The following is a 26,533-nucleotide window of genomic DNA, read 5'->3' as shown; positions in this document are numbered from 1 at the left end:
GCTCGTCGGGCTCATAACCCGAAGGTCGTCGGTTCAAATCCGGCCCCCGCAACCAATTACACATTATGCAGTAAGTAATAAAGAGTAAGATAGAAAATAGTATTAAGACGGACGCGGGGTGGAGCAGCCTGGTAGCTCGTCGGGCTCATAACCCGAAGGTCGTCGGTTCAAATCCGGCCCCCGCAACCAATTCTTAATCATTTTCAGACCAACATCAGGCACCCTAAAGGGTGTTTTTTTGTTTCTGACTTTCAATGAGTGTCGAGAGTTCCCCAGCAAGGGCTATCTCACCCCTGCGGCATATCAATAGTAACTCCCCAACTTATTACACCCGGGCCACCGCCCCACCATTAGCAAAATACGCTTTGATACCAGCAAAAATAGATTCCGCGACTTGCTGCTGAAAATGGCTGGTGCGCAACTTCCGTTCTTCTTCCAGATTGCTGATAAATGCCGTTTCAACCAAAATTGATGGAATATCAGGCGCTTTCAAGACGGCGAAGCCCGCCTGATCGACACCATTCTTATGCAGCTTATTAATTTTACCCATGCGGTTAAGCACCTCTTTACCAAACTTCAGGCTGTCATTGATGGTCGCCGTTTGCAGTAAATCAATCATGGTATGGTCCAGATAGCGATCCCCACTTTTGCTGACCCCACCAATTTGGTCTGCTTCATTCTGTGTTTGGGCCAGGAAACGCGCGGCGGTACTGGTTGCTCCCTTGGTCGATAGCGCAAAAACGGAGGAACCTCTGGCGGCCTGACTGGTGAATGCATCGGCATGAATCGAAATGAATAAATCCGCGCGCTGTTTACGGGCTTTTGCTACTCGCACTTTCAGCGGGATAAAGACATCTTCATTGCGGGTCATAAACACCCGCATATTCGCTTCTTTCTGAATCAACGCCCGCAGCCGACGGGCAATTTGCAGCACAATATCTTTCTCGCGAGTCTTATTTCGTCCAATAGCTCCGGGATCTTCACCGCCGTGCCCTGGGTCCAGCATAATAACAATCGGTCTATCCCGCCCTGCTTTACCCACTTTGGGTGTCTCTGCGGGTAAATTACGTTCCACGTTACCTTTATTATAATCTTCCAATAATGCCAGTAAGGGATCGTCTTCAATCGAGGTACTGCCCTGTTCGGGATATAAATCCACAACCAAGCGGTTACGAAACTTAGCGAAGGGTTTCAGTGTAAATAATTGTGGACTGATGCTTTGTTTCAACTCCAAAACCAGACGGACAGTATTTTTATCAAACTGCCCAACTCGTGCCTGCTTGAGGTAAGGATCGCCGGACTGCACCTGACTACTGATCTCTTTTAGTACGCTATTGAGATGCACACCTTCAATATCAACCACAATGCGGTCAGGATTTTTCAGTGCAAATTGGCGATATTTCAGCGGCGTATTGGATTCCAGCGTCACCCGGGTATAAGTTGAAGAGGGCCAGACCCTGACGGCGATAATATGTGAGGAAGCAGCAAATCCAACCCGGCTGACACTCAGCATCCAGGCTGCGGCAGCACCTTGTAGTAGACGGCGACGCCCAGAATTATGATTTGAATCTGCCATGTAACTCCAAAGTAACTACCAAAATATGAATAAAAAACAAACAAAAAGTTTTATGAGGAAAAACTTTAACTAATCAATTCAATGCTGTCATTAGAAAAATATTTTTATGTTATTCAATTTATTAATAGCTATGCACCATACATATGCAATTGATCGTAATTTGTTACTTGCCATCTTGATCAAAAAAGAATAAAAATACAAAAATAGCGAATAAAAATTCAATGAGGGTCTGCCGTGAAGGAACGTAGTACTGAACTGGTCCAGGGATTTCGTCACTCAGTTCCCTATATCAATGCACACCGTGGCAAGACATTTGTCGTCATGTTGGGTGGTGAGGCGATTGAACATGAGAACTTCTCTAGCATCGTCAACGATATCGGTTTGCTGCATAGTCTTGGCATCCGGCTGGTCGTAGTATACGGCGCACGTCCACAAATCGATAGCAATCTGGCACAGCATCACTACGAACCTATTTATCACAAGCATACCCGAGTCACTGATGCCCGGACACTGGAAATGGTTAAGCAGGCAGCGGGCTTATTGCAGCTGGATATCACCGCCAGATTATCAATGAGTTTGAATAATACTCCGCTCCAAGGCGCGCATATTAATGTGGTTAGCGGCAACTTTATTATTGCTCAACCATTAGGCGTTGATGATGGCGTAGATTATTGCCATAGCGGACGCATTCGGAGGATCGATGAAGAGGCTATCCATCGTCAATTGGATAATGGCGCTATCGTATTGCTGGGGCCGGTTGCTGTCTCGGTGACTGGCGAGAGTTTTAATCTCACTTCAGAAGAGGTGGCGACACAATTAGCCATCAAACTCAAAGCCGAAAAAATGATTGGTTTCTGCTCATCCCAAGGGGTGACGGATAGCGAAGGCAATATTATTTCAGAACTGTTCCCCAATGATGCTCAAAAACGAATTGAGGATCTTGAGCAAGAAGGTGATTACAACTCAGGCACCGTACGCTTTCTACGTGGGGCAGTAAAAGCCTGCCGTAGCGGTGTGCGCCGTAGCCATTTACTTAGTTATCAGGAGGATGGAGCTCTAGTGCAAGAGCTTTTCTCCCGTGATGGTATCGGTACTCAAATTGTTATGGAGAGTGCGGAACAAGTGCGGCGTGCAACCATTAATGATATTGGCGGCATACTGGAGCTGATTCGCCCACTGGAACAACAAGGGATTTTAGTGCGCCGCTCACGGGAACAGCTTGAGATGGAGATCGATAAGTTCACCATTATTGAGCGAGATAACCTAACGATTGCCTGCGCTGCACTTTATCCATTCCCCGAGGAGCAAATCGGTGAAATGGCCTGTGTGGCCGTGCATCCGGACTATCGCAGCTCCTCCCGTGGGGAGATGCTTCTCAAGCGAGTCGCGAATCAGGCGCGCCAAATGGGCCTTAAAAAGCTATTTGTGTTAACCACCCGTAGCATTCACTGGTTCCAGGAGCGCGGCTTTACTCCAGCAGAGGTCGAAGTTTTACCGATTCAGAAGCAGGAGCTATATAACTATCAACGGCGCTCAAAGATTCTGCTGGCTGATTTGTAACGCCTCGTCGATGACATCAAGGGGGCTGCTGTCCCCTCAATTTTATTTATTCAACTCATTCAGACGATCAACTAACCCGCTACGACGCTGCGTGGGTGTCCGTATCGCATGACTCAATACCGCATCACTGCAATAGAGTGTTAATCGCTGACGAGCACGGGTGATCGCGGTATAGACCAATTCACGAGTGAGCACCGGCATAAAGGTGCTGGGCAGTACCAATGCCGTGTGCTCAAATTCTGATCCTTGAGATTTATGAACTGTCATTGCATAAGCGGTCTCATGACTGGGAAGACGGCTAGGCTGTACCGACTTGATATTGCCATCGGGCAACTGGAAATGCACCCGAAGCTCGCCTTCTGAGTCATATAGCGCGATACCAATATCCCCATTAAACAGGCCCAGAGCACTGTCATTAAGCCCAATCATCACTGGTCGGCCAACATACCAACGCCCTACAGGCCCAGATGTTCGCTCAATTAGCCGCTTGCGATGCAACAACTGCTCAATTCGTTCATTTAAACCGCTGACCCCAAATGGCCCGGTGCGTAATGCACACAGTAGCTGGTAGCGACCAAATGCTGCCAACACATCAACCGCATGAGCACCTGATGTCGCCAGCTGAAGGTAGTGCTGATAGCTAGCGGCACAATCCTCCAGCAATACCTGGTAGTCATCTGAATCGGCCAGAGAGAAGCATTCGATATCAGAATAGGTGCCACTTAAAACTGATAGTGCATTGTGATACTTCCCAGCATTAACTGCTAAAGCGAGCTGCCCAATACCTGATTTTTCATCAAAACGGTAGCTTTTGCGCAGTAAACACAAGCTATCACGGACATTGAGTGTATCTGTTGGCACATCACCAATGGGGATGATTCCGGTCAATGTGTTATCAGTTAATGTACTATCAGTTAATGTACATCCGGTTAACCGCGCTAATTGTTCAGCTCGTGGTTCGCTGTAACCCCATTCAGCAAAACGACAAATATCACCCAATACCGCTCCGGCCTCAACCGAGGCCAACTGGTCACGATCGCCAAGAAAAATAACTTGAGCTTTAGCGGGCAGAGCTGCAATTAGCCGCGCCATCATCGGTAAATCCACCATCGATGCTTCATCGACCACCAGCACATCAAGATTTAACGGATTGCCACGGTGGTAACGCAAGCGCTGACTGTTAGGCTGCGCCCCTAACAAACGGTGCAACGTGGATGCCTGATTTGGCAATAGCTTGCGCTCAGCATCAGTTAGTGGAAGTTGTCGAATGGCATTGCCCAGTGACTCGGTCAATCGCGCAGCCGCTTTACCGGTTGGTGCGGCAAGCTGGATACGTAAACGTTGCCCCTGACTCAGCTGTATCAGCGCGGTCAATAACTTGGCTACTGTGGTCGTTTTCCCTGTTCCCGGCCCACCGGAGATCACGGAAATACGGCGGGTAGCAGCAACGGCGGCGGCCACTTTCTGCCAGTCGACCTCAGTCCCCGCCAAGCCGAACAACCGGTCTAGCGTGGTTCTTAATAGCGCTTCGTTTACCTCTCGAGGTTTATCAACCCATGCAGCCGAACTGTCGCTGGCAATAAATCGAACTACATCCCCTTCGTACTGCCACATTCGTTGCAGATACAAACGGTCATTTTGCAAAACCAGCGGCGTTGGTTGTGAGCCGTCACTCACAGCAGGAGAGTGATTAAATGCCTGTACCCAACACGCCTCATCTGGCGCCCCCACCGCCTGCCACAGAGCTTGTGATAATGCCGGCTGCCGCCCACCAAATAGCTGATCTGGCTGCAAATAGTTTAATGGTAGGCACACATGCCCAGCCCCCGCTTCTGCACTGAGAATAGCGGTGGCCAATTGCAGCATTGGGTCATTGTCGCCCGCGATCATTCGTGAAAACTGAAGATCCAGCGGACGCAGTAAGTGGTTACCAACAGCCTGATTCAGCAACGCTATCATAGTGATGCCCTCTCATCTGCCTGGATAGCATCATGATTGATTTCACGACCACTGAACAAACAATCCATTCCTTCAATCAACCCCAGTTCAGGGCGACAACTAAAAATACCGTTATCGGGATATTGCTTATCGACACCACGCAGGAAGAGATAAATGACGCCACCAAAGTCGCGCTGATAGTCATAATGAGCCAATCGGTGGCGCAAATAGCGGTGCAATGCCAGCGTATAGAGCTGATATTGCAGATCATAACGATGCTCAGCCATAGCTTGCGCCATCGCGTCTTGGGTATAGGCGCTGCTGTCCTCACCTAACCAGTTTGATTTGTAATCCAATAAGTAATACTTGCCCTGCCAGCAGAAAACCAAGTCAATAAACCCCTTAAGCATCCCTCTAACTTGCTGGAAATCCAGCTCTGGGCACTGTCGAGATAGTGAGTCATAGCTTTTGATTAAAGCATCTAATTCACTGGCTCGGAGCAAGGTGTCGATTGGCAGATAAAATTGTAATTCTGCCTGTTTGCTCTGTGGGGTTAATCCAGCTAAGGTCACACCGCTTGTATTGAGAGGAACCTGTAGAGTGTCATTTAGCCACTGATACAGCATTGGCGACCATTGCTCGCCAAAACCCTGTAACTGCAACTGCTCAGCTAACCAGCTTTGCTCAATGGGCTGACTAAAATCCATCTGCTCGAGTAAGTCATGCAGGAAAGTCCCCGGTGCTGCGCCGCGTGGAAAAGTATGGGGAGTTAAATACGCTTCGGTGATCAGTGCCTGCTCACCAACAGCATCGGTATCTAGCCGTGGAAGCAATTCTTGCAGTGGCACATTAAGGGGCTGTGATGCAGCACCACCTTTACCTGAGCCATGCTGCTGTAAGCCAGAATAGCTGGTGACACGCCAATAATCCTGCACTTGTCGGTTAAACTGGCGCGCAGCAAGCGCCGGCAAAACCTCCGGCTGTGGCTGCCACGGCGTATCGTCCAGGCGCTCTGCCAGTGAAACAGAAATATCGCCGTCTGCTACTGCGGTTAATTCTGCTAATTTATCGGACAAATATTGTGCATCACCCGCCTGCCCCTGTTGCACCAGATAACCTAACGCACTGCGGTGTATGTCACTCTCGCCCTGTTTTTTCCGCCCGCCTTTAATCAGCGGCGCAATACCGATACTGCAATGGTAAACCGCACGGGTCAGCGCAACATAGAGTAACCGTAAATCCTCCGCCAGCCGCTCCTCTTCTGCCAGAGCCTGACTCTCTGCATCCGCATTCAGATCAAGTAATGCCTCAAAGCTGAGTCGATCGTGGTACAACACGTCCTGCTGTTGGCGGAAATTGCCAACGAAGGGCAACCAAACCAGCGGGTATTCCAACCCTTTCGATTTATGGATTGTAATGACCTGCACTAAATGGCGGTCACTTTCCAAACGCAGCTGTTGATTATCTGACTGATGATTGGGTTGCGCTATTTGTTGTGCCAGCCAGCGGATAAGTGCGTGCTCACTATCAAGCTGTGATGCAGCTTCCTGCAATAGCTCCCCTAAATGCAGCACATCTGTCAGCCGGCGCTCGCCACCCTGTGTCGCAAGCAGGTTTTCAGCTAAATGGCGGTGAGCCATAATCTCCCGCAACATAGGCAGTACGCCGCGGCGCTGCCAATGTTGCCGATAGCCATCGAACTCCTCGACCAAAGCATCCCAAGCACGTTCATCGTGATTCAGTGCATCCAACATTTTTGCATCCAGCCCGAGCACTCCTGTCGCCATCGCACTACGCAATGCCCGCTCCTGTTCTGGAGCCAGCACCGCTTGCAACAACCACAGCAAATCTTTGGCTTCTGCGGTATCAAACACACTGTCACGATTAGATAAATAAACCGATGGGATGGCTAATGCACTCAGTGCATCACGCACTAATGCAGCCTCTGCTCGGCTGCGTACCAAAATGGTGATATCAGACGCTTGAACCGGCCTTGAGCCATCTACTGTCACTAATTGAGCCAGCCCATTTTGGCCTGCGGTTAACCAGTCACGAATTTGCGCCGCACACTGTCGCGCCATCAATTGTTGATACTCACTCACCCCGACACCCTCTCCAGGTTGCAACCAAAAAGAGATAGCGGGCTGTTTTTTTTCTTTAATTTCGAAAGATAAGCGGCTGTTTTTTTTCGCAGCAGACACCTTTATAAAAGGAATTTGTTCAAACAGGAAAGGCACGTCGACCAAACTAAACAGCCGATTCACTGATTGCACCATCGGGAAGGAGGAGCGCCAGTTAGTCTCTAGAGTGTAGTGGGCGTTTACTTCAGAACGGGCGCGGATATAGGTAAAGATATCTGCACCACGGAAAGCATAAATAGCCTGTTTGGGGTCACCAATCAGCAATAGGCCACACTCTTTTTGCCCACCATAAAGTGTGTGGAAGATGCGGTATTGTTGAGGATCGGTATCCTGAAACTCATCAATCATTGCGACGGGATAACGGCTACGAATAGATTGGGCCAATAACTCACCACCCGGCTGCTGTAACGCCACATCCAGTTTGCTAAGCAGGTCATCAAATCCCAGCTCCGCACGTTGCCGTTTTTCCTGCTGGACGGACATTCGTATCTCACTGATCGCTCGGGCTAAAATCAAGTCTCTTAACGTCAGTGGTTGCTCGAATATGCGGTCTATGGCACCGAATAGGGCATGTTGTGGAGCGGTACCCTTTTTAGTTTTTTCAGCTAATATTGACTGACGGAATTTTTCCAGCTCTTTAGGTAACTGATAATCAGCCGTCTCCTGCTCTGCCCATGCACCGACTTTTTCCAGCCAGCTAGGTAAATATCGAGCGCTGTAGCTACGTTTATCAACACCAGAGCTGCTGATCAAGGCCTCTAACTCAGGCGCGGCTTCGCACCATTGCGTTTTGAGCGCATCAATTTGCACTATGATCTGCTGATGCCGACTAACTATCGTTTCATCATCACCGGGCGCTTGCCGAAACTTTGGCGTTTCGCCCTGTAGATAAGCTAAGAGATCTTTGAGTAGTGCTTCTGGCCCGCTCCACTCCTGACTAACAGCTCGAGCGACAGCCAAGGGGAGCGGATAACAGTGACGCCGCCAGAAATCGGCACAAGCTTGTCTACGTAATGGCAGTTCATCCTGTATCAGTGTTTGTTCAAACAAAATGCCAGATTCAAAAGCATTATTCGCCAGCATTCTCTGACAAAAGCCATGGATGGTATAAATTGCAGCTTCATCCATCTGGCGTTCAGCCGCCAGCAGTTGTGCGGCGGCCTCACTTAAATCAATGATTTCGGCTAATAAGGTCTTATGCATTGGGTTATCGCTGACTCCCCGCACGCAAGCTATCCGCAACTCATGAATATTGTCGCGGATCCGCCCTCTTAACTCTTCAGTTGCTGCTTCGGTAAAGGTCACCACCAGGATCTCCTCTACCATAAGGGGACGACTAAACGCAGCCCCTCCGCCCAAGCCAAGTAGCAACCTTAGATAAAGCACCCCTATGGTAAAAGTCTTACCCGTTCCGGCAGAAGCTTCAATTAGCCTCTCGCCATATAGGGGGAGCGTTAGCGGCTCCAGCCGCTGAGGAGTCATTGATATCATGGAGCCAACACTTTCTGCGGAAAGGTCGCCTGCAAGGCGGAAGCGGTTGGATAGGTGGTCCACCCTTTAAGTACCGCATACCCACCCGTCGTTTGCCCTTGGCCTTTCACCTGAGAAAGCAGTGCCAGACCTTGCGGCTTAATGACTGCTTGCTGGAAGAAATCAGCCAGCGCGGTGCTATTTAGCAACTTCACTTGAGCAATCATTTTCTCACGGCTATCAAAGGCAAAATTATTACGATTAAAATCATTACTATAACGGCTAGCTTCTTCATCCAGTGTTTGTGGTCGTTGTAGCAATTGATTGATTAGCCCCTGCTTATATTGTTCAAAGTCAGCCGACTTCATTTCACGCAGTCGTTTTTCAGCCTGTGGATAGAAAGTCAGATATCTCTGATAAAGGTAATCAGGTTGTTTGCTGTTACTTTGCAGTAAGAAGCCTAACCCCCATTGGCGTCCAACCGACATTGGGAAGGCAAATACCGCATAACCAAGTTGCTCTGCCGTGCGCAGTTGATCATAGAACCACGGCTGAACAATTTGCCCCAGTAAGGCGCTGTGCGCCATACCATCAATTTCTGAATAACCGGTAGGTACATAAACTGCAGCCAGCGCAGCATCAGAGCTGCTACTAACTCGTTCCATATTGGCCAACTGGGCCTTATCGACCACAACATCTTCGCCAGTCCACCAAGTGGTTCCCGTCAAACCTAGTTGTTTCTTCAATGACTCCGCCAGCGCAGTAACCTGCGGGGCAGTCATATTACCCACCGCCAATACCTCAATGGCAGATTGCTTGAGCATATTATTACGGTAGGTCACGACATCCTGCACACTAATCGTATTGAGCAGTTCACGCCGCTCATTGCGCTCAAAATAGGGCACATGAGATAACAACTTGGCCGGCTGGATCGCCAGTTCATAAGCTTTGCCCTTTTCGGCAACTTCCAGTTGCTCACGATACCAAGACTTGGCCTGCACCAGTTGATCTTCCGTTGGTGTGAAATTGGAGTAGCCTTCAACCAGTGTGGTTAACAACTGCGGCATCCGCTGCGTAAAGCCATTAGCGCTAACATACAAACCGTTGTTTGGTGCCGTTGAGAAGCTAATTCCACCAATAGAGGCTTGGTAGCTCAGTTCGTCGAGTGAAAGGCCGGCCAAATAGTCGGTTAGGGCAAACAGAACCTGATTACGGGCAGTATCCAAGGCGTGCTGATTACGAAAAACTACTGAGATATCAGCTTTCGGTTCATCAGCAAAGTATTGGCTTGGCATGTAAAAAACCCGTAAGCCCGGTTGTTCAGCCACTTTTTGTGGGTGGGTAATATTTTTATCTGCTTTAATCAGCTCAAAATCATCCGGAATGTAAGGGTTAAGTGCCGGTAGGCTCAGCGAGATATCCCCACCTAATTGTTGCCACTCTTTCATCTCTTTAGGGCTAATTTTATCGACCTGATAAGGTGCATCGACAAAATACGCCACTTTATTGTGGGGCTCTTCAGGGCTAACAAACCAGATTCGTGCATTTTCTGGCGTCATTTCAGCCAAGCGGGCGGCAATGGCCTTAGGATCATAATGATCAGCCAGATAAGGCGCATCGAGTACATGTGCAACAGGCACTCGCAGCATCATATCCACCAGCCACTCGATGTAATCCATATCTCGCGTGATTGAGGGATAGCGGAAATCAAGATTTAAGACATGAGCGATCTCATCAAAATAGCTCTTTTTAATGCCGTCTTTGTGCAACATATTGATGTAATCGAAGATGGCCGCAACCACCACATCACGTTTGGCCAAGCCTTTATCGGTGAGTGACACAGAGATGGAGAATACCCCTCCATTGCGGTCTACCATCGGGTCAGCGCCAGCATTGATTGCATCTGCCAATCCCTGCTTTTGCAGCCAGTCAGATAGTGTGTCTTTGCTGCGATTGCCGATCAAATAACTAATGTAGGTATCTGTTTTACTGCGAAACTCTGCACTGTTGTTCTCAATGCGAAACTCTACTTTTAGCTGTTTACGAGGCTGGGCCGGAACATAATGGATAATAATGCCAGTTTGATCCGGGGTGACTGCCGGTACTGTAATTGGTGGTACTTTTGCATCCCGATTAGGAATTCGGCCAAATGTATCAGCCGCTAATTGTGCTAACTGTTCCAGTGACTGATTGCTATACAACACGCCTACCATCAAATTGGCGGAGTAGTAACGATGATAGAAACTCAATAATTCATCGTGTAACTTGCCATCAGGCTTATCTTTCAGCGTATCGAGATTACCGCCAGAGAAACGTGCACTCGGGTGTGCTGGATTAAGGGTTTCAGCATTAACCTGTGCCATACGCATCCCATCGCGGGAGCGGGCCATCGTCAATTCTGCATTGACTGCATTTCGTTCGCGATCTGCATTAATCGGGTCTAGCAATGGCTCTGCAATGGCATCCGCCAGTCGGTCAACCGCAGGGGCTAATGCATCGTTTTCAATTTCAAGGTAAAAGGCGGTTCGGTAAGAAGCGGTACTCGCATTATGACTGCCACCATGTTTCTTGAGAAATTCAGAGAAACTACCTGGTTCAGGAAAACGTTTTGAGCCCATCAATAACATGTGCTCCAGATAATGAGCTAAACCTAGCTGATTATTAGGGTCCTCCAATGAACCGACCGGCAATGCGAGTGCGGCCAATGATTTAGGTGCTTGTGCATCAGAAACTAATAATACGGTCATACCATTCGGCAGTCTTATTGCCTGATATTTACGTAAATCATGTTCACTTTTGTGAATAGCTTCTGCCAGTGGTTGCCATGCAGATGCCGCCGCCCAGCTCAGTGGTGCCAGCAAGCCTAATAAGAAAAATATGCCAATAGTGCGGGCAAACTGTTTATGCATTCCGTTTCTCCCCTAACCCCTTTAAAATTGCCGCTAAAATACATATCCAGCGTTCTTGTATTGAATATGTACGAACATCTACTTGAGTGACGCGCAGTTTTCATGCCTTATTATGGTGGGCAATTGGTAATAAATAACGTTCCGTTTCGTGCAATATTATGTCGAGATGTTGGTTATCCATCAGGCGGAGTACTCTTTTTACGTAGTGATCCTCCCCCTCTCCGGCAACTCGCTGATCCCCTTGCCAGACCTGTAAAAGTTTCATTATTGCTTTAGTCTGCGTTTCTTCATCCCACAGAATCTGACCAGATTCGCTATCAAAGCAGTAACTCAGCCATGCCCAACCACTTTTACTCAACAGTAGCAGAGGTTCACACATCCCTTGCTGATATCCCGTCATTAGCTGCTGTAAATATTGCCGAGCCTCATCGCAACCCAAAGAATCATAGCGCCAGGCGGTTCCTTTGCGGCCATACATTCGGCTTTCACCCTCACCACCTGCGGCGCAATACACCAAATGTTCAACCCACAATAAAAGCCCATCGACAGCTGTCAATGCCGCTGGTCGCCAACGAATAAGTCCATCCTCCTGAACCTGATGAATCCAGCCCGTAAGAGTGGTGTCACCAAATTCAATATTAAGCTCAATACTATGGCTCTCTTTACGTTCAGTACGAATCTGTTCAGCTAATGGCACCATTTCCTCTTGCTGACTTTCCCAGTAAAGCTCACCAAAGGCCCCATAAGGCAAGCTGCCAGCTGCTCGGGCACGAGTAAACACGGTGCTAATATCACCATCATCTATAAGTGCATTCAGCAACTGGGTGTTAAACTGATAACGGTTGAGGTTATCTAAGGTAAATGGCTCTTCATCTGGCAATTCCGTTTCTTCAATAACAAAATTCACCCCTAACCGTAGCTGGAAGAATGCCCTGACAGGATGACGAAAGAAACGAATTAACTCATCTAAGGTAATTTCAGGTAAGGGTTCAGGCAACAGAGGTTGATTAAACTCTGGATGTGCCAGCCCTTTGGATTCAGCGGAGGGTAACCACTCCGCAGCGTAACTCTGTAATTCACTGTTTTCGATGAAGTTTTCTACCGAAAATGGCATGCGAGCATGTAAACAGAGCAGGTGCTTAATGACTCGTTTGGCACTGTCATCAGCACTAAGCTCTTCATCTCCCGGCAAATGATAACTTTGCGAAATATATTCAATCAATTCACTCACCAGCACTGAAGGGTAGCGCTTGCTGTTGTCTTGAATTGAACGCCCGATATAACTGATATAAAGCTGTTGCTGGGCAGAAAGAAGTGCTTCGAGGAACAGATAACGGTCATCATCACGGCGGCTGCGATCACCACGCCAAACCTGTTTTGCCATCAAATCAAATCCCAGCGGCGGAAGTGTTCGTGGGTAAATACCGTCGTTCATGCCCAATAAGCAAACGACTTTAAACGGGATAGAGCGCATTGGCATCAGGGTACAGAAGTTGATTGGCCCCGCGAGGAAACGCTGGCTGATGCGCTCATTGTCCAAACGTGAGGCCAGTTCATCACGTAACAAATTAAGCGGCACAACATCTGGATACTGAGCGGCAATACCATAGCTGACAACCTTCTGCCACTGCTGTTCAATCAGCACCAAAACAGCCTCAGTATCATTATCGGACTCGAAGAAAGTATCCAATAAGCTGCGGCATAATGGTAACCAGTCGCTGAGTGAGCGCGATTCACTTAACAGTAGCCGCCATTGGCTCAAGTGCATCAACATATCAGCCAGTTGCCCGGCAAGTTCCGCCGCCAAACCACTTGATTCATCATATGGCAAGACACCTTGCCAATCCCCGGCCGCACTGTCCATGGCATAACCGAGCAACATGCGGGTTATGCCAAAATGCCAAGTGTGCTGCCCCGTGGCGGGCAAAGATAGCTCTCGAACATTGTCATCATCCAGCCCCCAACGAATACCCGACTCCCCCACCCATTGTCGCAAGCGGCGCAATCCATCTTCGGTAATAGCAAATTTATTGGCTAAGGCAGGAACTTCCAGCAGCGCCAATACTTGCTCGGAGGTAAAGCGGCTCTGGGGGAGATCAAGTAAGGTAATAAAAGCTTGTAACACCGGATGGGCCTGACTGGCTTTACGATCAGAGATAGCAAAGGGCAGATAACGCCCCCCCGTCGCATTACCAAATGTAGCCTGAATATAGGGGGTATAACTGTCAATGTCGGCGACCATCACAATGATGTCGCGTGGGGTTAGCTCAGGATCGGCGGCTAATAATCTCAACAGGTTATCTTGCAGAACCTCAACTTCCCTTTGCGGGCTGTGACAAACATGTAGACTCAAAGATCGATCAGCCGGATCTAATACCCGTTTTTGGTCGCTATGGGCTAAGGTTTCCGGTGTAGCACCTATGATGGCGTGATCTTCCAGCTCCAGCATATCGTGCTGAATACCATGCAATAAATTGTCTGCCTCAATATCGACAAAAGCATGTACCTCTTGGATATCATCAACTTGTGACAATAGATACATGTGATCCCGGCCTAATCGCCCCCATGAAGCTAATAGCGGGTTACTGAGATCCTGCTCTCCATCAGCATTGAATAGTTGTTCGGCTTGTTCTGGGTGACGAAACAGTTTTACTTCGTTTGATTTGCCTTCAATTACTTCACGATAATGCCTACGTTTGCGGCTTTGCAACTTAGCCAAAAAGGCATAATCCTGAATATCACCCCAGAAATAGCGGCAAGGGTTGGTAAACATTAGATGGATATCAATATGCTTACCCAGTGCTTGTAGTGCCTGTAAATAGATGGGAGGCAGTGCCGATATGCCGCAAATAAATACCCGTTTTGGTAGCCCAACAGGGCAAATATCCGTTTCGAGTAGTGTACGGATAAAACGCTGATAGAGATTGGCGCGGTGCCATTCAGGTTGTTCCAGTTCACGGGTGTAGCGTGTCAGTTCAACCCATAACTTGGCTTGCCACTGCTGGGCATCATCCAGTTTTTCAATGAGTTGACCACGCTCCCATGCCTCAAGCCATTCAGGACGATACACCAAATATTGGTCGAAAAGGTCAGCTACCCGTGCCGCAAGTTGGTGAATCTTACGTTTATCGCCATCGTCACTTAAGTAGCGTTTCATCGGCGAGAACACGGGGTCATCCAGTAAATCTGGCAGTAACCACATGAGTTTCCACGTCATGGCATCTTTGCTAAATGCGCTCTCTTTGGGAATTCCCGGCAAGACACGGGTAAACATATCCCAGATAAAAGTCGCTGGCAGTGGAAACTCAATATTGGCTGCAATGCTAAATTGTTGTGCCAGTTGCATTTGCAACCATTGGGCCATACCGGGGCTTTGCACTAGCACTACTTCTTGCTGGAAAGGGTTATCCAACGGCTCTCGTTCTATCAGCGCAGTGGTTAGCGCTTTGAGTAAATCCAGTTGATTAGAATGATAAACCGTGAACATGATGACTCCCTTAAGGCACTATGGATAACATTCATAAATGATTAAACCACCTGATTATCACTTGTGAATCAATCCTGAGGTTTAATACTCTAACTTGATAATGAGTGAGTGCAATAGGTTATCGTCATTATCACCCTTGGTACTTGACGTGACAGAGGCTAGCTCTCACTCGCCGGGCAAACCCAACGGCTTAGTTCTGCTTGTTGGTTGTGCCGTACCACAATAGTGAAATTAAACTCGGTGCACTCCCCTTCAACTCTGCCGACCGATTGACGATATAGCCAGTTAGGCTTCATTCCAGAGATAAGTGGCCTATCAGGCGTGTCGCCTCCGATACTTTCAATATGCTGATGGAGCAGAGACCAAGCCTGACGTTGTTGCCACAAAGTAGAAAAACCCTGTAAAAGTGCCTGATGGTATTGCAGCAATCCCAATAGAGAAACCGAGAAAAACAGTGCTGCAATTAAGGCTTCGGGCAGGCTAAATCCTGACGGTTCCCGCGAATGGGCTAACTCCCTGATAAACTGCGGTCTGTGGCAATATCTTAATAAAGACAAAATTTTTCATCCTTATCCGGGCAAAAATCCAACCAGCCATGAGCGGCCTTAACCAATTGATAGCTTTCCTTATTTATTTTATTAGCATTCAGTTTGACCCGCTGATAGAGCATCACGGGTAACTGTGCCCCAAAGGGTTGGCTCTCCCCTCTCAAGATAAAAAATCCAGTCAGCGATGCCGGTTTAATACAAGCTTTTAAGCCATAGTGTGGATGCTCATTACAGTGCCATGCAGTTCCAGCACGCCACGGCAGAGTGAAAGACCAATGCTGATTGATTCCCCACACCAACGATGATGTCGCCTGATTAAAAGCCCGTAAATGGCGCTGTTCTTCAGCTGTAATTTGCTGAATATTGTCCAATTGGCGGTGTAAAGCTGATAGTAGAAACAAGCCCAGAGCAAAAAGCGTGGCGACAGCAGCTAAGGTGCTGGCCCCCTGTTGATGATTCAGCTTCATAGATTATTCCCACGAATCATATAAATAAGCTGATGATGGACTGTTGCATTACCTGTGCTTTGCCCAGCTAATTTCACTCTGTAAATCTGGGCAGAGGTTGGCTCGGGTAATCGACGAACAGAAAAATGCGTTATGGTGACCTCTTTTGGGTCAAACACTCTCTCCCAACCACCGCCAGCGCAATTCAGCTCCCCACGCTGGGCTTCCAACGCCTTATTACGTAGACGATAGCCAAAGTATTCGGATTCCTGATGCTTTTCCCCCTCCCACCAGCCATTACGGTTAAGGTCATACGCAGCTATCAGGCAAGAGTCGGTGGTTTCACCTGGATAATGATGTGTAGTGATAGCCTTCCCTTGACACTCTCCGTGGCAAAAACCAGCTCTCCGCAAATCTTTTTCCAGCATCGCCATCGCCTGACTGAGTAGCAGTTCCAACCGATAGTGTTGCTGTAATATTGATATCTGCTGGCGTAATTTGGGGAAAACCTGTGTCGAGCCAAGCACAATCATGCTGCCAATGCTTAGTGCCAGCATCATTTCCGGCAGCGTAAAACCTGAAATAGATTTATGCCAAGTCTGTTCCGGCATTAGCCCCATCAGCTTTTTAGTTACTCTTAACATACGTGAATACCGGATATTGACTGACCTTCACTGCACAGCCTCATTCGCCCCCGGCTGGAAATGATTAGCCGGATACTTCCTGCGGGGTTATTGAGTAGGATGCTTCCTGCTTGCGCGGTGTTTCTTACCCCATAGAAGCCAATACTCTTTTGCAATGACATAGTGATAGCCACATCAGGATAAGGTGGAATAAACACTCTGCCGGTTAATACGGAACAAGGCTCTGTGGGTTTATCACCACTGCCCAGGCACCCCTTCCCATGTTGCTGCACCCACAATAGTGCCGTGTCGTTGCTGCGATTCGCTTGTACCTGCAAATGGGTTAAGAAGGCAAGTAGCTGGCGTGCGCTATCAGCCAGCCTTTCCCTTTGCCGATACTGGTGCCAACTTTGCGCCCCCCATGTCGCCATAATGCCGACCAATGCAATAACCAGCAATACTTCAATCAGGCTGATACCTTTTTGTTTTATCAGGTGATTGTTCTTTATGAACCCTATTTTATTGAGTGCAATGTCGATTTTCATGCCGCAAGTTTACGGCGTTAGAATTTGAGGTCTAGTGGCTAATTATCAGGGCTAGAAACGGTGCGCAAAATTTTATTTACGACGACATAAATGCAGAAAAGAGTGCGGCACGGCTCGCATTTTTATTGCAGGGTAGGAGGCAATTATGGAGGGTTATCAAGATAACAGATACAAAACCGGAGCCATTGTGGCTCCGGTCAGAAGGTCAGAAGGTCAGAAAATTAAATAGCGATCGGAGCTTTAATCCCAGGATGCGGATCATATCCTTCAATTTCAAAATCATCGAAGTGATAATCAAATAAGGAGTCAGGCTTACGTTTGATAATCAGCTTCGGCAATGCCCGAGGTTCGCGGCTCAATTGCAGGTTCGTTTGCTCTATGTGGTTGCTGTATAAGTGAGTATCGCCCCCCGTCCAGACAAAATCACCCACGTCCAAATCACATTGTTGCGCCATCATATGTATCAGTAATGCATAGCTGGCAATGTTAAATGGCAAGCCAAGGAACACATCACAAGAACGTTGATATAGCTGACAAGAGAGCTTGCCATCAGCCACGTAGAATTGGAAGAAAGCATGGCAAGGTGCTAGTGCCATTTGGTCCAGTTCACCCACATTCCAGGCAGAGACAATAATGCGACGTGAATTAGGATCTTGCTTAAGCTGCTTTACTACGTTGCTCAATTGGTCAATCTGACGCCCATCGGCAGCGCCCCAGGCACGCCATTGCTTGCCATATACTGGGCCAAGATCACCATTTTCATCGGCCCACTCATCCCAGATTGAGACACTATTTTCCTTCAGATAACCAATATTGGTATCGCCATTGAGGAACCATAGCAGCTCATGGATGATCGAGCGCAAATGGCAACGTTTGGTGGTTACTAGCGGAAAACCGTCTTGTAAATTGAAACGCATCTGATGCCCAAAAATCGATACTGTACCTGTACCGGTACGGTCATCTTTAGGGGTGCCCTCTTCCAGCACTTTTTTCATCAAATCCAGATACTGTTTCATGTTACCTCACGAAAGTTGTTGCGCAGGACGGCGATACGCCCAAATCATCATAATGATACCGGCCAGAATCATAGGTACAGAGAGGATCTGCCCCATGCTGATCACGCCGTCGAACAAGCCGAGCTGAGCATCTGGTTGGCGGAAACACTCCACAATGATGCGGAATGCACCATAACCAATCAGGAACAGGCCAGAAACGCTGCCCATTGGGCGCGGCTTGCGGATAAACAAGTTCAGGATGATAAACAGCACCACCCCTTCAAGGAGCATTTCGTACAGTTGCGAAGGGTGACGCGGCAATACTCCATATTGGTTAAATATTGCCTGCCATTTTGCCGGATCAGCAGCAACAATCGCAATGTCTTCGCCACGGGAAGTTGGGAAGAGCATCGCCCACGGGGTATCGGTAGTGACACGGCCCCATAGCTCGCCATTGATAAAATTACCGAGGCGACCTGCACCTAAACCAAAGGGGATAAGCGGTGCCATAAAGTCGGCAACTTGGAAGAAATGGCGCTTGGTGCGGCGAGCGAACCACAGCATTACGCAGATAACACCAATCAAACCGCCGTGGAATGACATACCGCCATCCCAGACTTTAAACAGGTAGAGGGGGTTATCAAGGAACATCGGCAGGTTGTAGAACAGAACATAACCGACACGGCCACCAACAAACACACCGAGGAAACCGGCGTAAAGGAGATTTTCGACCTCTTCTTTAGTCCAGCCGCTGCCTGGTTTGTTGGCCCGACGAACCGCCAACCACATGGCGAAGACGAAGCCGACCAAGTACATCAGGCCATACCAATGAAGTGAAACCGGGCCAATTGAGAAGATGACCGGATCGAATTTAGGAAACGCCAGATAGCTATTGCTCATCTATCACCATGGAATGTCTATTGTTTTTGGGAAAACAGGTGTTCTTGCCGCTTAGGGCCACAGGTTGCGCATAATAGCATAGGCGGTCACTCAGGGGCGCACCAGAAGGAAAAGTTCTGTAAACAACAGTGATCCTGAAAGTGAGGATTGTCCGCCAAAAGCCTTTATGGATATCCCCGAACTCATTGACGTTGCGACCATCGAGCAAACCTATGAATGCCGATGAGTTTCAAAGGATAAAGTTACTTACCGCCGCGAATCAACCCACCCAACCCTCGGCGTTCCATAAACGCCGCTGTTAAGTGACGCACATCAGTGGTCATTTGTGCGGTTAATACCCGCTCAGCCAATGCTTGTGTATCCGCCAAATCAATATTGCGCAGCAGATATTTAATTCGTGCCACACTGCGGCCATTCATACTGAGATTGCGATAGCCCAAACCAACCAGCAGCAGCGCGCCCATAGGATCGCCAGCCATTTCACCACACAGACTCACCTGCAAACCTGATTGTGTCGCTTGCGTCAAAATGTGGCTTAGCACTTGCAGCACCGCCGGATGCAGGCTGTCATACAACGAGGCAACACGAGTATTGTTGCGATCTACCGCCAGCAAATATTGTGTTAGATCATTGGTACCCACCGAGATGAAATCGACTCGCGACTTCAGGTAAGGCAACATAAAGATCATGGCGGGGACTTCAATCATCACACCCAATTTCGGTTGTGGTAACTCATAACCCAGAACTTCCTGAACCTCGCGCCCAGCGCGGTCAATCAGACGTTTGGCTTCATCGACCTCTTCCAGACTGGTGATCATCGGTAATAAAATACCCAGATTCCCGGTGCCAGCATTGGCCCGAAGCATCGCTCTGACCTGGATCAAAAAGATCTCCGGCTGATCGAGGGTAACACGGATGCCGCGCCAGCCCAGACAAGGGTTCTCTTCACTAATGGGCATGTAAGGCAGTTGCTTATCTGCGCCAATGTCCAGGGTACGCAAAGTCACGGATTTGTTGGGATAAAGCTGCAACATGCCTTGATATTGCGCGACTTGCTCCTCTTCTGAAGGGAAACCGCTTTGCAACATGAATGGAATTTCAGTGCGGTAGAGACCCACGCCATCGACTCGTCCACCCAGCAGTTTTTCATGTTCCGGGCTAAGACCGGCGTTCAGCATGACCTGGATCCGTTCACCACTTTTCAGGGCCGCAGGCTGTTCGACGTCATCCTCAGCCAGCTTGCTGAGTTCAATCTCTTCGGTGACCAGCCGCTGATACTCCTTGACCAGCACTGGCTCAGGATCGACCAGCACCTCGCCACGATAGCCATCGACAATCAATAGCCGCTGATTCAGCAATGATGGCTGGATATCCGCGCCCATTACCGTCGGGATACCCATGGCGCGCACCAAAATAGCGGCGTGGGAGTTAGCAGCACCGTCACGGACTACCACACCGACCAGACGATCCTGTGGCACCTCAGCCAATAATGTGGCGGTTAGCTCATCGGCGACCAGAATAAACCGCTCAGGCCATTGGCTGGCCCCGGAAGTGCTGTCGTCGAGGTGAAACAGCAAACGCAAACCTAATGCCCGCAGATCACTGGCACGTTCGCGCATGTAGGTATCTTGCAAGTTGGCAAATTGCGCAGCAAATTGTTCAACTACCTGTTTAACCGCCCATTCGGCCACAGAGCCAGCGTCAATTTGTGCGAAAAGCTCACGCTTTAAGCGGGCATCATTTAGCAAGTGGGAGTAGAGATCGAAAATTGCTGCACTCTCTTTTTGTGAGCTGGCAGCAAAGCGCTTACTGAAGCGGCGGAATTCAGCCGCGGCCTCTTCCAACGCCTGAGTCAGGCGTTCGCGCTCCTGAACAGGATCGAGCGTTGAGGCTTCATAAACCAAATCGAGGGAGGGCTGGGAGGTGTCCTGCCACCCTTCAGCAACAGCCACGCCGGGTGCCGCAGCCAGAGCACGAATGCGCGTTTGACGATATTGACCAAAAATGGCATTAAGTTGAGATTGAGAAAGAATACCTGCCAGCTGTGTCGCCAGCGTGACCATGAACGACTCTTCGCTCTCATCAAACTGACGATGCTCACGCTGCTGAACCACCAGTACGCCGAGTAGCTGTCGGCGATAGATAATAGGCACCCCGAGAAACGCGCGGAAGCGATCCTCTTTGACTTGCGGAACATATTTAAAACTGGGGTGACTCTGAGCATCAGCCAGGTTAATTGGCTCAGCCAAACGCCCCACCAGCCCGACGATACCTTCGTCAAAAGCCAGCGTAATAATGCGACCACGAGGTTTTTTCAAACCCCGCGTCGCCATCAGGTAGTAACAGCGGCGGTCATTATCTGCCAGATAAATCGAGCAAACTTCCGTGTCCATCGCCAGACAGGTTTCATTGACCAACAGCTCTAACGCATCCGTCAGGCTGGTTGCCATCGCCACTTTCTCAACTATTTCTCGCAAACGCATGAGCATGATCGGCTTAACTTAACCTCTTTTACGGCGATAAGCAGGCGGCACCCGTGGCGGAGCAATCTCCTGCACAGGCATGACGGTTGGAGCAAACTCTTTCATTACGCGACGATAAACATCACGTTTAAAAGAGACCACCTGACGCACCGGATACCAATAACTGACCCATCGCCAGCCATCAAACTCCGGGGTACTGCTGCGTTGCATGTTGATATCGGCTTCATTGCACATTAACTGTAGCAGAAACCATCGTTGCTTTTGGCCGATGCACACCGGCTTTGTATCCCAACGCACCAAACGTTTCGGTAATTTATAACGCAACCAGTTGCGGGTTGAAGCCAGAATTCGGACATCCTTTTTGTTCAGTCCGACCTCTTCAAAAAGTTCGCGATACATAGCCTGCTCTGGTGTTTCACCGGGGTTAATTCCCCCTTGAGGAAACTGCCAAGAGTGCTGACCGTAGCGCCTGGCCCACAACACTTCGCCTTGCCGATTACAAATTACGATACCCACGTTCGGGCGGTAGCCATCATCATCGATCACCGGACTACCTCGATAAACTTAAAAACGCAAAGATGCCCTGATTGTTTCACACTAGGAACAGGCGGTAAACCACTGCTTATCAGACAGTAAAACCTGATAACTTTGGGATAACTCACAGATATTAGCAAAGTTATAAACACCCTAAGAGACCGACACGCGGTTTTATTCACTTTTTCTGTGGATATAGGTGTGCAGAACTCTAGGGTAAAGCGGGTACAACTCATTTTAAACTAATAATACGACAAAAATATCTAAAAAAATAAATGATTAATTTCAATCAGGTAACAGGTTTAACACCGGTATCTACAACACCAAAATGTGACCTACATCCGTTTTGGATCTGGTGCTGGCTAAAGATCCATCAATGCAGTTTTTATCCACAGATAATGAAGCAAAGTTATGCAAAAAATAGCAAAACTCGCAAAAAAAGCGCTCGTCAAGGCTGTAAATTGAACCAGTGATCGTGATTTACTGAGGTTATCCAAGAAATCTGTGGATAAATAGGTGTAAGATCCTGTTCATTATTACTGTCAGTAGGTGCACAAGATAGCCAGAGTAAAAATATTCCCTTCGCCGAAGCCAAGAAAACTTCCGTTAAATCATGCTATTATTCATTTATACTGCATTAAGCAACAACACAGATACCATCACTTTTAATTCAGTTTGTTTTTTAACCGACTTTAGCAGGTTTTCATCAATGTCTGTCTATTCACTGCCACCAGCCCCTCCTACCGATGAACTTCAACTTTTTCAACGCGCTCAAGCTTTGTCAGGTTTTACCCTAGGTGAGTTGGCGGCACGTGCGCAATGGGTCATCCCGGCAGATTTAAAACGCGTCAAGGGTTGGGTTGGCATGTTGCTGGAGTTCTATCTGGGGGCCAGCGCGGGCAGTAAACCTGAGCAGGACTTTGCAGATATCGGGATTGAGCTTAAAACCATTCCGATCAGCGGCCAAGGCAAACCGCTGGAAACCACCTTCGTCTGCGTCGCACCATTGACCGGGAATAGCGGCATCACTTGGGAAAATAGCCATGTGCGGCATAAATTGGCCAGAGTCTTGTGGGTGCCGGTCGAAGGGGAGCGGCAAATTCCGTTGGCAGAACGTAGGGTTGGCGCACCTTTATTGTGGAGCCCGAATGCGCAAGAAGAGGAGTTGCTGCGTCGCGACTGGGAAGAGTTAATGGACCTTATCGTTTTGGGTAGAGTCGAAACCATCACCGCGCGCCATGGCGAGGTGTTGCAGTTACGCCCGAAGGCGGCCAATAGCCGCGCATTGACTGAAGCCATCGGCGAGCAGGGGCAGCCTATCATGACCTTACCCCGTGGATTTTATCTGAAAAAAACTTTTACCGGTCCTATGCTGGCTCGCCACTTTCTATTGTAACATTTCATCGGAACTGATTCTGCTTGCGGCTCAGTCGCTCCGCTAATTACGCCAGATATGTTCCGATTGATAAATAAAAGCGTATAATTGTATTTTTGTGTTTCCGTAAGGTGTAAAGGCGCAATGTTTGAATGGATTGCCGATCCAAATGCCTGGTTGGCGCTGGGCACGTTAACTATCCTTGAGATTGTTCTCGGGATAGACAATATTATTTTCCTCTCTTTGGTGGTCGCAAAATTACCTAAAGCACAGCAGAACAAAGCCCGCCGCATAGGCTTAGCAGGGGCAATGTTAATGCGTTTGGCATTACTAGCGTCTATAGCTTGGGTAATTCGCCTGACTGAACCGCTGTTTACCTTAGCGGGCCATGGTGTCTCCATGCGAGATTTGATCCTGCTGTTAGGGGGACTATTCCTGATTTGGAAAGCCAGTAAAGAGATTCATGAAACCATCGAAGGCAGCGATACTGAGCACAGCAGCAACGTTAGCTCATTCTTCGGTGCCATCGTGCAAATCATGCTGCTGGATATCATCTTTAGTCTGGATTCAGTCATCACGGCTGTTGGGCTGTCAGACCATCTGTTCATTATGATGGCTGCGGTGATTATTTCTGTGGGTGTGATGATGTTTGCTGCCAGGCCGATTGGTGAATTTGTTAACCGTCACCCATCAGTCAAAATGCTGGCACTCTCTTTCCTGATCCTGGTCGGCTTCACGCTGATGTTGGAAAGTTTCCAGATCCACATTCCAAAAGGCTACATTTACTTCGCAATGTTCTTCTCAATGGGTGTTGAAACCCTGAATCTAATGCGCGGAAAGAAAAGTAAGCCTGCTGATAAAAAAGCATAATCACCTCCGGGTGCGGTTCAACGCACCCGTTTCTCACTTTTTTTTACACTTTCGCCTTACAGGCTTCCCCCTACTGCTGCGCTTCGTTATAGTCGAATAAGGCGAGTTAGACTTATACCCAAATCATTGGCGAGACAGCAACGCCATGTACCCAGGGTATGGCCTGATAATTTCAGACATTAAGGAAGGTCGGCAATGCAATATCATCGTATCCCCCACAGTTCACTAGAAGTCAGCCTGTTGGGTCTGGGCACCATGACTTTTGGTGAGCAAAACAGTGAAGCCGATGCCCATGCTCAACTGGATTATGCCGTTGCAGCCGGTATTAACTTAATCGATACCGCAGAAATGTACCCCGTTCCCCCAAGGCCAGAAACCCAAGGGTTGACTGAGCAATACATTGGTAATTGGATAAAAGCACGCGGTAGCCGGGATAAAATCATTTTAGCCAGCAAAGTCTCCGGGCCATCTCGCGGGAGCGATCAGCCGATTCGCCCGAATATGGCGCTGGACCGGAAAAATATCCGTATCGCGCTGGAAGATAGCCTCAGGCGGCTCAATACTGATTATCTCGATATTTATCAATTACATTGGCCGCAACGGGAGACCAACTGCTTTGGCAAGCTGAACTATCGCTACAGCGAACAGACCGCGGTTGTGACCCTGCTTGAGACACTGGAAGCGCTGAATGAGCAAGTGCGGGCCGGTAAAATTCGTTATATCGGTGTCTCGAATGAGACGCCATGGGGGGTAATGCGTTATCTGCAACTGGCAGAGAAGCATGATCTCCCGCGCATTGTGTCAATTCAAAACCCCTACAGCCTGCTTAACCGCAGCTTTGAAGTGGGTTTAGCTGAGATTAGCCAGCACGAAGGGGTTGAACTGCTGGCGTACTCCAGCCTCGCATTCGGCACCCTGAGTGGCAAATATCTTAATGGCGCAAAACCTGCTGGTGCACGCAATACCCTGTTCAGCCGCTTCACCCGCTATACCGGAACCCAACCTCAGTTAGCTGTCGCTGAATACGTGGCACTGGCAAAATGTCACGGCCTCGATCCGGCGCAGATGGCACTGGCCTTCGTGCGACAGCAACCCTTTGTTGCCAGCACATTATTAGGCGCAACCACGTTGGAACAGCTGAAAAGTAATATTGATAGCCAGAATATGGTGTTGGGTCAGGAAGTGTTGGATGCCTTGGAAGAGATTCATACTCGCTTCACCTTCCCTGCACCATAAGCAACTGAATTAAAATGGAAAAAATCCGCTCAGTTTCGCTGGGTCAAGACATCATCCGCCCGTGATATAGGCCGACGTTTCCAGGAAAGCTATGCCTGAACTATACTTTAGGCGACTGTGATAGGGCTGATATCAGCCCTACCCACATCCCTATTTCATGTTCTTTACTGATAATACGGGGCATAAAATGGCAAAAAAACCGAATATCCTATTGGTACACGGCGCATGGGGCGACGGCTCTCACTGGCGTCATGTTATTCCTGCGCTACACAACAAAAACTATCCTGTCTACGCGGTGCAAAACCCATTAACATCATTGGCAGATGACGTGGAGCGTACGAAAAAGCTAGCGGCATCACTGGAAGGCCCCACCATTCTGGTAGGCCACTCCTATGGTGGGATGGTGATTTCGCAACTTGGCGACCTGCCGCAGGTTGTTGGGCTGGTCTATGTTGCTGCCTTTGCGCCAGATAAAGGCGAAAGCCTTAGCTCTATTTTTCAACTGCGTGACCTCCCTTCCGGTGCGGCCAATCTGGTTCCGGATCAGGATGGTTTTCTTTGGATTAAGCGGGATAAATTCCACGAAAGTTTCTGTCACGACTTAGATAAAACCGAAGCCATCGTGATGGCCGTGGCGCAGAAACCGACCTCAGGCCACTGCTTTGAAGACGTCTCGGCAGAACCGGCGTGGAAAACTAAACCCAGTTGGTATCAGATTTCCAATCAGGACAATATGATCCCGCCAGAAACTCAGCAGTGGTTTACCGAACGGATGAAACCGAAGAAAACCATTCGTCTGGATTCCAGCCATGCCTCTCTGGCTTCCCATCCCAATGAGATCATCGCGTTGATTGAAGAGGCGGCCAAGGGCCATTAACCGACGCCCCCGAAGGCATA

At 48.7% G+C, this 26,533-nt stretch carries 18 protein-coding genes and 1 tRNA gene; 6 read left to right on the top strand and 13 right to left on the bottom strand.

Annotated features, from left to right (window positions below; genetic code table 11):
* Positions 1–112: 112 nt before the first annotated feature.
* A tRNA-Met gene (locus tag AACW11_RS03860) sits at positions 113–189 on the top strand.
* Between the two features lie 136 nt (positions 190–325).
* Here the strand turns inward: AACW11_RS03860 and amiC are convergent.
* Positions 326–1,576, bottom strand: coding sequence for an N-acetylmuramoyl-L-alanine amidase AmiC (amiC, locus tag AACW11_RS03855; RefSeq protein ID WP_212586031.1), 1,251 nt, complete (start codon positions 1,574–1,576; stop codon positions 326–328).
* A gap of 234 nt (positions 1,577–1,810) precedes the next feature.
* Between amiC and argA the strand changes: the two genes are divergently transcribed.
* Entirely contained in the window at positions 1,811–3,136 is a 1,326-nt protein-coding gene (gene argA, locus AACW11_RS03850) for an amino-acid N-acetyltransferase (protein WP_032813786.1), read from the top strand.
* 42 nt (positions 3,137–3,178) lie between these two features.
* On the opposite strand, the gene recD is transcribed toward argA, so the two are convergent.
* The 12 genes from recD to rppH all read right to left on the bottom strand — a co-directional run bounded on the left by recD (position 3,179) and on the right by rppH (position 22,167).
* The gene (gene recD, locus AACW11_RS03845) at positions 3,179–5,095 is read right to left on the bottom strand and encodes an exodeoxyribonuclease V subunit alpha (protein ID WP_212586030.1); all 1,917 of its coding nucleotides are present in this window, start codon (positions 5,093–5,095) and stop codon (positions 3,179–3,181) included.
* Positions 5,092–8,706, bottom strand: a complete 3,615-nt coding sequence (gene recB, locus AACW11_RS03840) for an exodeoxyribonuclease V subunit beta (protein ID WP_212586035.1) — start codon at positions 8,704–8,706, stop codon at positions 5,092–5,094. The genes recD and recB overlap by 4 nt, the downstream gene beginning before the upstream one ends.
* Positions 8,703–11,594 carry a pitrilysin gene (gene ptrA / locus AACW11_RS03835; RefSeq protein WP_212586029.1) on the bottom strand — a complete coding sequence of 964 codons (2,892 nt, stop codon included), beginning with the start codon at positions 11,592–11,594 and terminating at the stop codon, positions 8,703–8,705. The genes recB and ptrA overlap by 4 nt, the downstream gene beginning before the upstream one ends.
* Before the next feature lie 100 nt (positions 11,595–11,694).
* The gene (gene recC, locus AACW11_RS03830; RefSeq protein ID WP_212586028.1) at positions 11,695–15,081 is read right to left on the bottom strand and encodes an exodeoxyribonuclease V subunit gamma; all 3,387 of its coding nucleotides are present in this window, start codon (positions 15,079–15,081) and stop codon (positions 11,695–11,697) included.
* A 158-nt stretch (positions 15,082–15,239) separates the two neighbouring features.
* Entirely contained in the window at positions 15,240–15,638 is a 399-nt protein-coding gene (locus AACW11_RS03825; RefSeq protein WP_445285797.1) for a prepilin-type N-terminal cleavage/methylation domain-containing protein, read from the bottom strand.
* A complete protein-coding gene (locus tag AACW11_RS03820; protein ID WP_212586027.1) occupies positions 15,626–16,096 on the bottom strand; it encodes a YgdB family protein in 471 nt (156 codons plus the stop codon). Before AACW11_RS03820 ends, AACW11_RS03825 begins: the two co-directional genes overlap by 13 nt.
* Positions 16,093–16,686 carry a prepilin peptidase-dependent protein gene (locus tag AACW11_RS03815; protein WP_212586033.1) on the bottom strand — a complete coding sequence of 198 codons (594 nt, stop codon included), beginning with the start codon at positions 16,684–16,686 and terminating at the stop codon, positions 16,093–16,095. Before AACW11_RS03815 ends, AACW11_RS03820 begins: the two co-directional genes overlap by 4 nt.
* 26 nt (positions 16,687–16,712) lie before the next feature.
* Positions 16,713–17,243 carry a prepilin peptidase-dependent protein gene (locus tag AACW11_RS03810; RefSeq protein ID WP_212586026.1) on the bottom strand — a complete coding sequence of 177 codons (531 nt, stop codon included), beginning with the start codon at positions 17,241–17,243 and terminating at the stop codon, positions 16,713–16,715.
* Positions 17,244–17,464: 221 nt separating this feature from the next.
* A complete protein-coding gene (thyA, locus tag AACW11_RS03805) occupies positions 17,465–18,259 on the bottom strand; it encodes a thymidylate synthase (protein ID WP_212586025.1) in 795 nt (264 codons plus the stop codon).
* 6 nt (positions 18,260–18,265) lie between these two features.
* On the bottom strand, positions 18,266–19,138 hold the full coding sequence (gene lgt, locus AACW11_RS03800) for a prolipoprotein diacylglyceryl transferase (protein ID WP_048617298.1): 873 nt from the start codon (positions 19,136–19,138) through the stop codon (positions 18,266–18,268).
* 242 nt (positions 19,139–19,380) lie between these two features.
* A complete protein-coding gene (gene ptsP, locus AACW11_RS03795) occupies positions 19,381–21,627 on the bottom strand; it encodes a phosphoenolpyruvate--protein phosphotransferase (protein WP_212586024.1) in 2,247 nt (748 codons plus the stop codon).
* A gap of 12 nt (positions 21,628–21,639) precedes the next feature.
* A complete protein-coding gene (rppH, locus tag AACW11_RS03790; RefSeq protein WP_005272897.1) occupies positions 21,640–22,167 on the bottom strand; it encodes an RNA pyrophosphohydrolase in 528 nt (175 codons plus the stop codon).
* 697 nt (positions 22,168–22,864) lie between these two features.
* On the opposite strand from rppH, the gene mutH reads away from it, so the two are divergent.
* The 4 genes from mutH (at position 22,865) to AACW11_RS03770 (ending at position 26,513) form a co-directional block, all read left to right on the top strand.
* Positions 22,865–23,551, top strand: coding sequence for a DNA mismatch repair endonuclease MutH (gene mutH, locus AACW11_RS03785; protein WP_212586023.1), 687 nt, complete (start codon positions 22,865–22,867; stop codon positions 23,549–23,551).
* A gap of 123 nt (positions 23,552–23,674) precedes the next feature.
* A complete protein-coding gene (locus tag AACW11_RS03780) occupies positions 23,675–24,400 on the top strand; it encodes a TerC family protein (protein WP_005272887.1) in 726 nt (241 codons plus the stop codon).
* Between the two features lie 195 nt (positions 24,401–24,595).
* A complete protein-coding gene (locus AACW11_RS03775; protein ID WP_212586022.1) occupies positions 24,596–25,636 on the top strand; it encodes an NADP(H)-dependent aldo-keto reductase in 1,041 nt (346 codons plus the stop codon).
* A 187-nt stretch (positions 25,637–25,823) separates the two neighbouring features.
* Positions 25,824–26,513: an alpha/beta hydrolase gene (locus AACW11_RS03770; protein ID WP_212586021.1), complete on the top strand. Its 690-nt coding sequence runs from the start codon at positions 25,824–25,826 to the stop codon at positions 26,511–26,513.
* Positions 26,514–26,533: the final 20 nt, after the last annotated feature.

Source organism: Yersinia sp. Marseille-Q3913, from assembly GCF_963892745.1.
Classification (GTDB): Bacteria; Pseudomonadota; Gammaproteobacteria; order Enterobacterales; family Enterobacteriaceae; genus Yersinia; species Yersinia bercovieri.
Note: the sequence above shows the minus strand (reverse complement) of the source record. Positions and strands in the feature narration are given on the sequence as shown.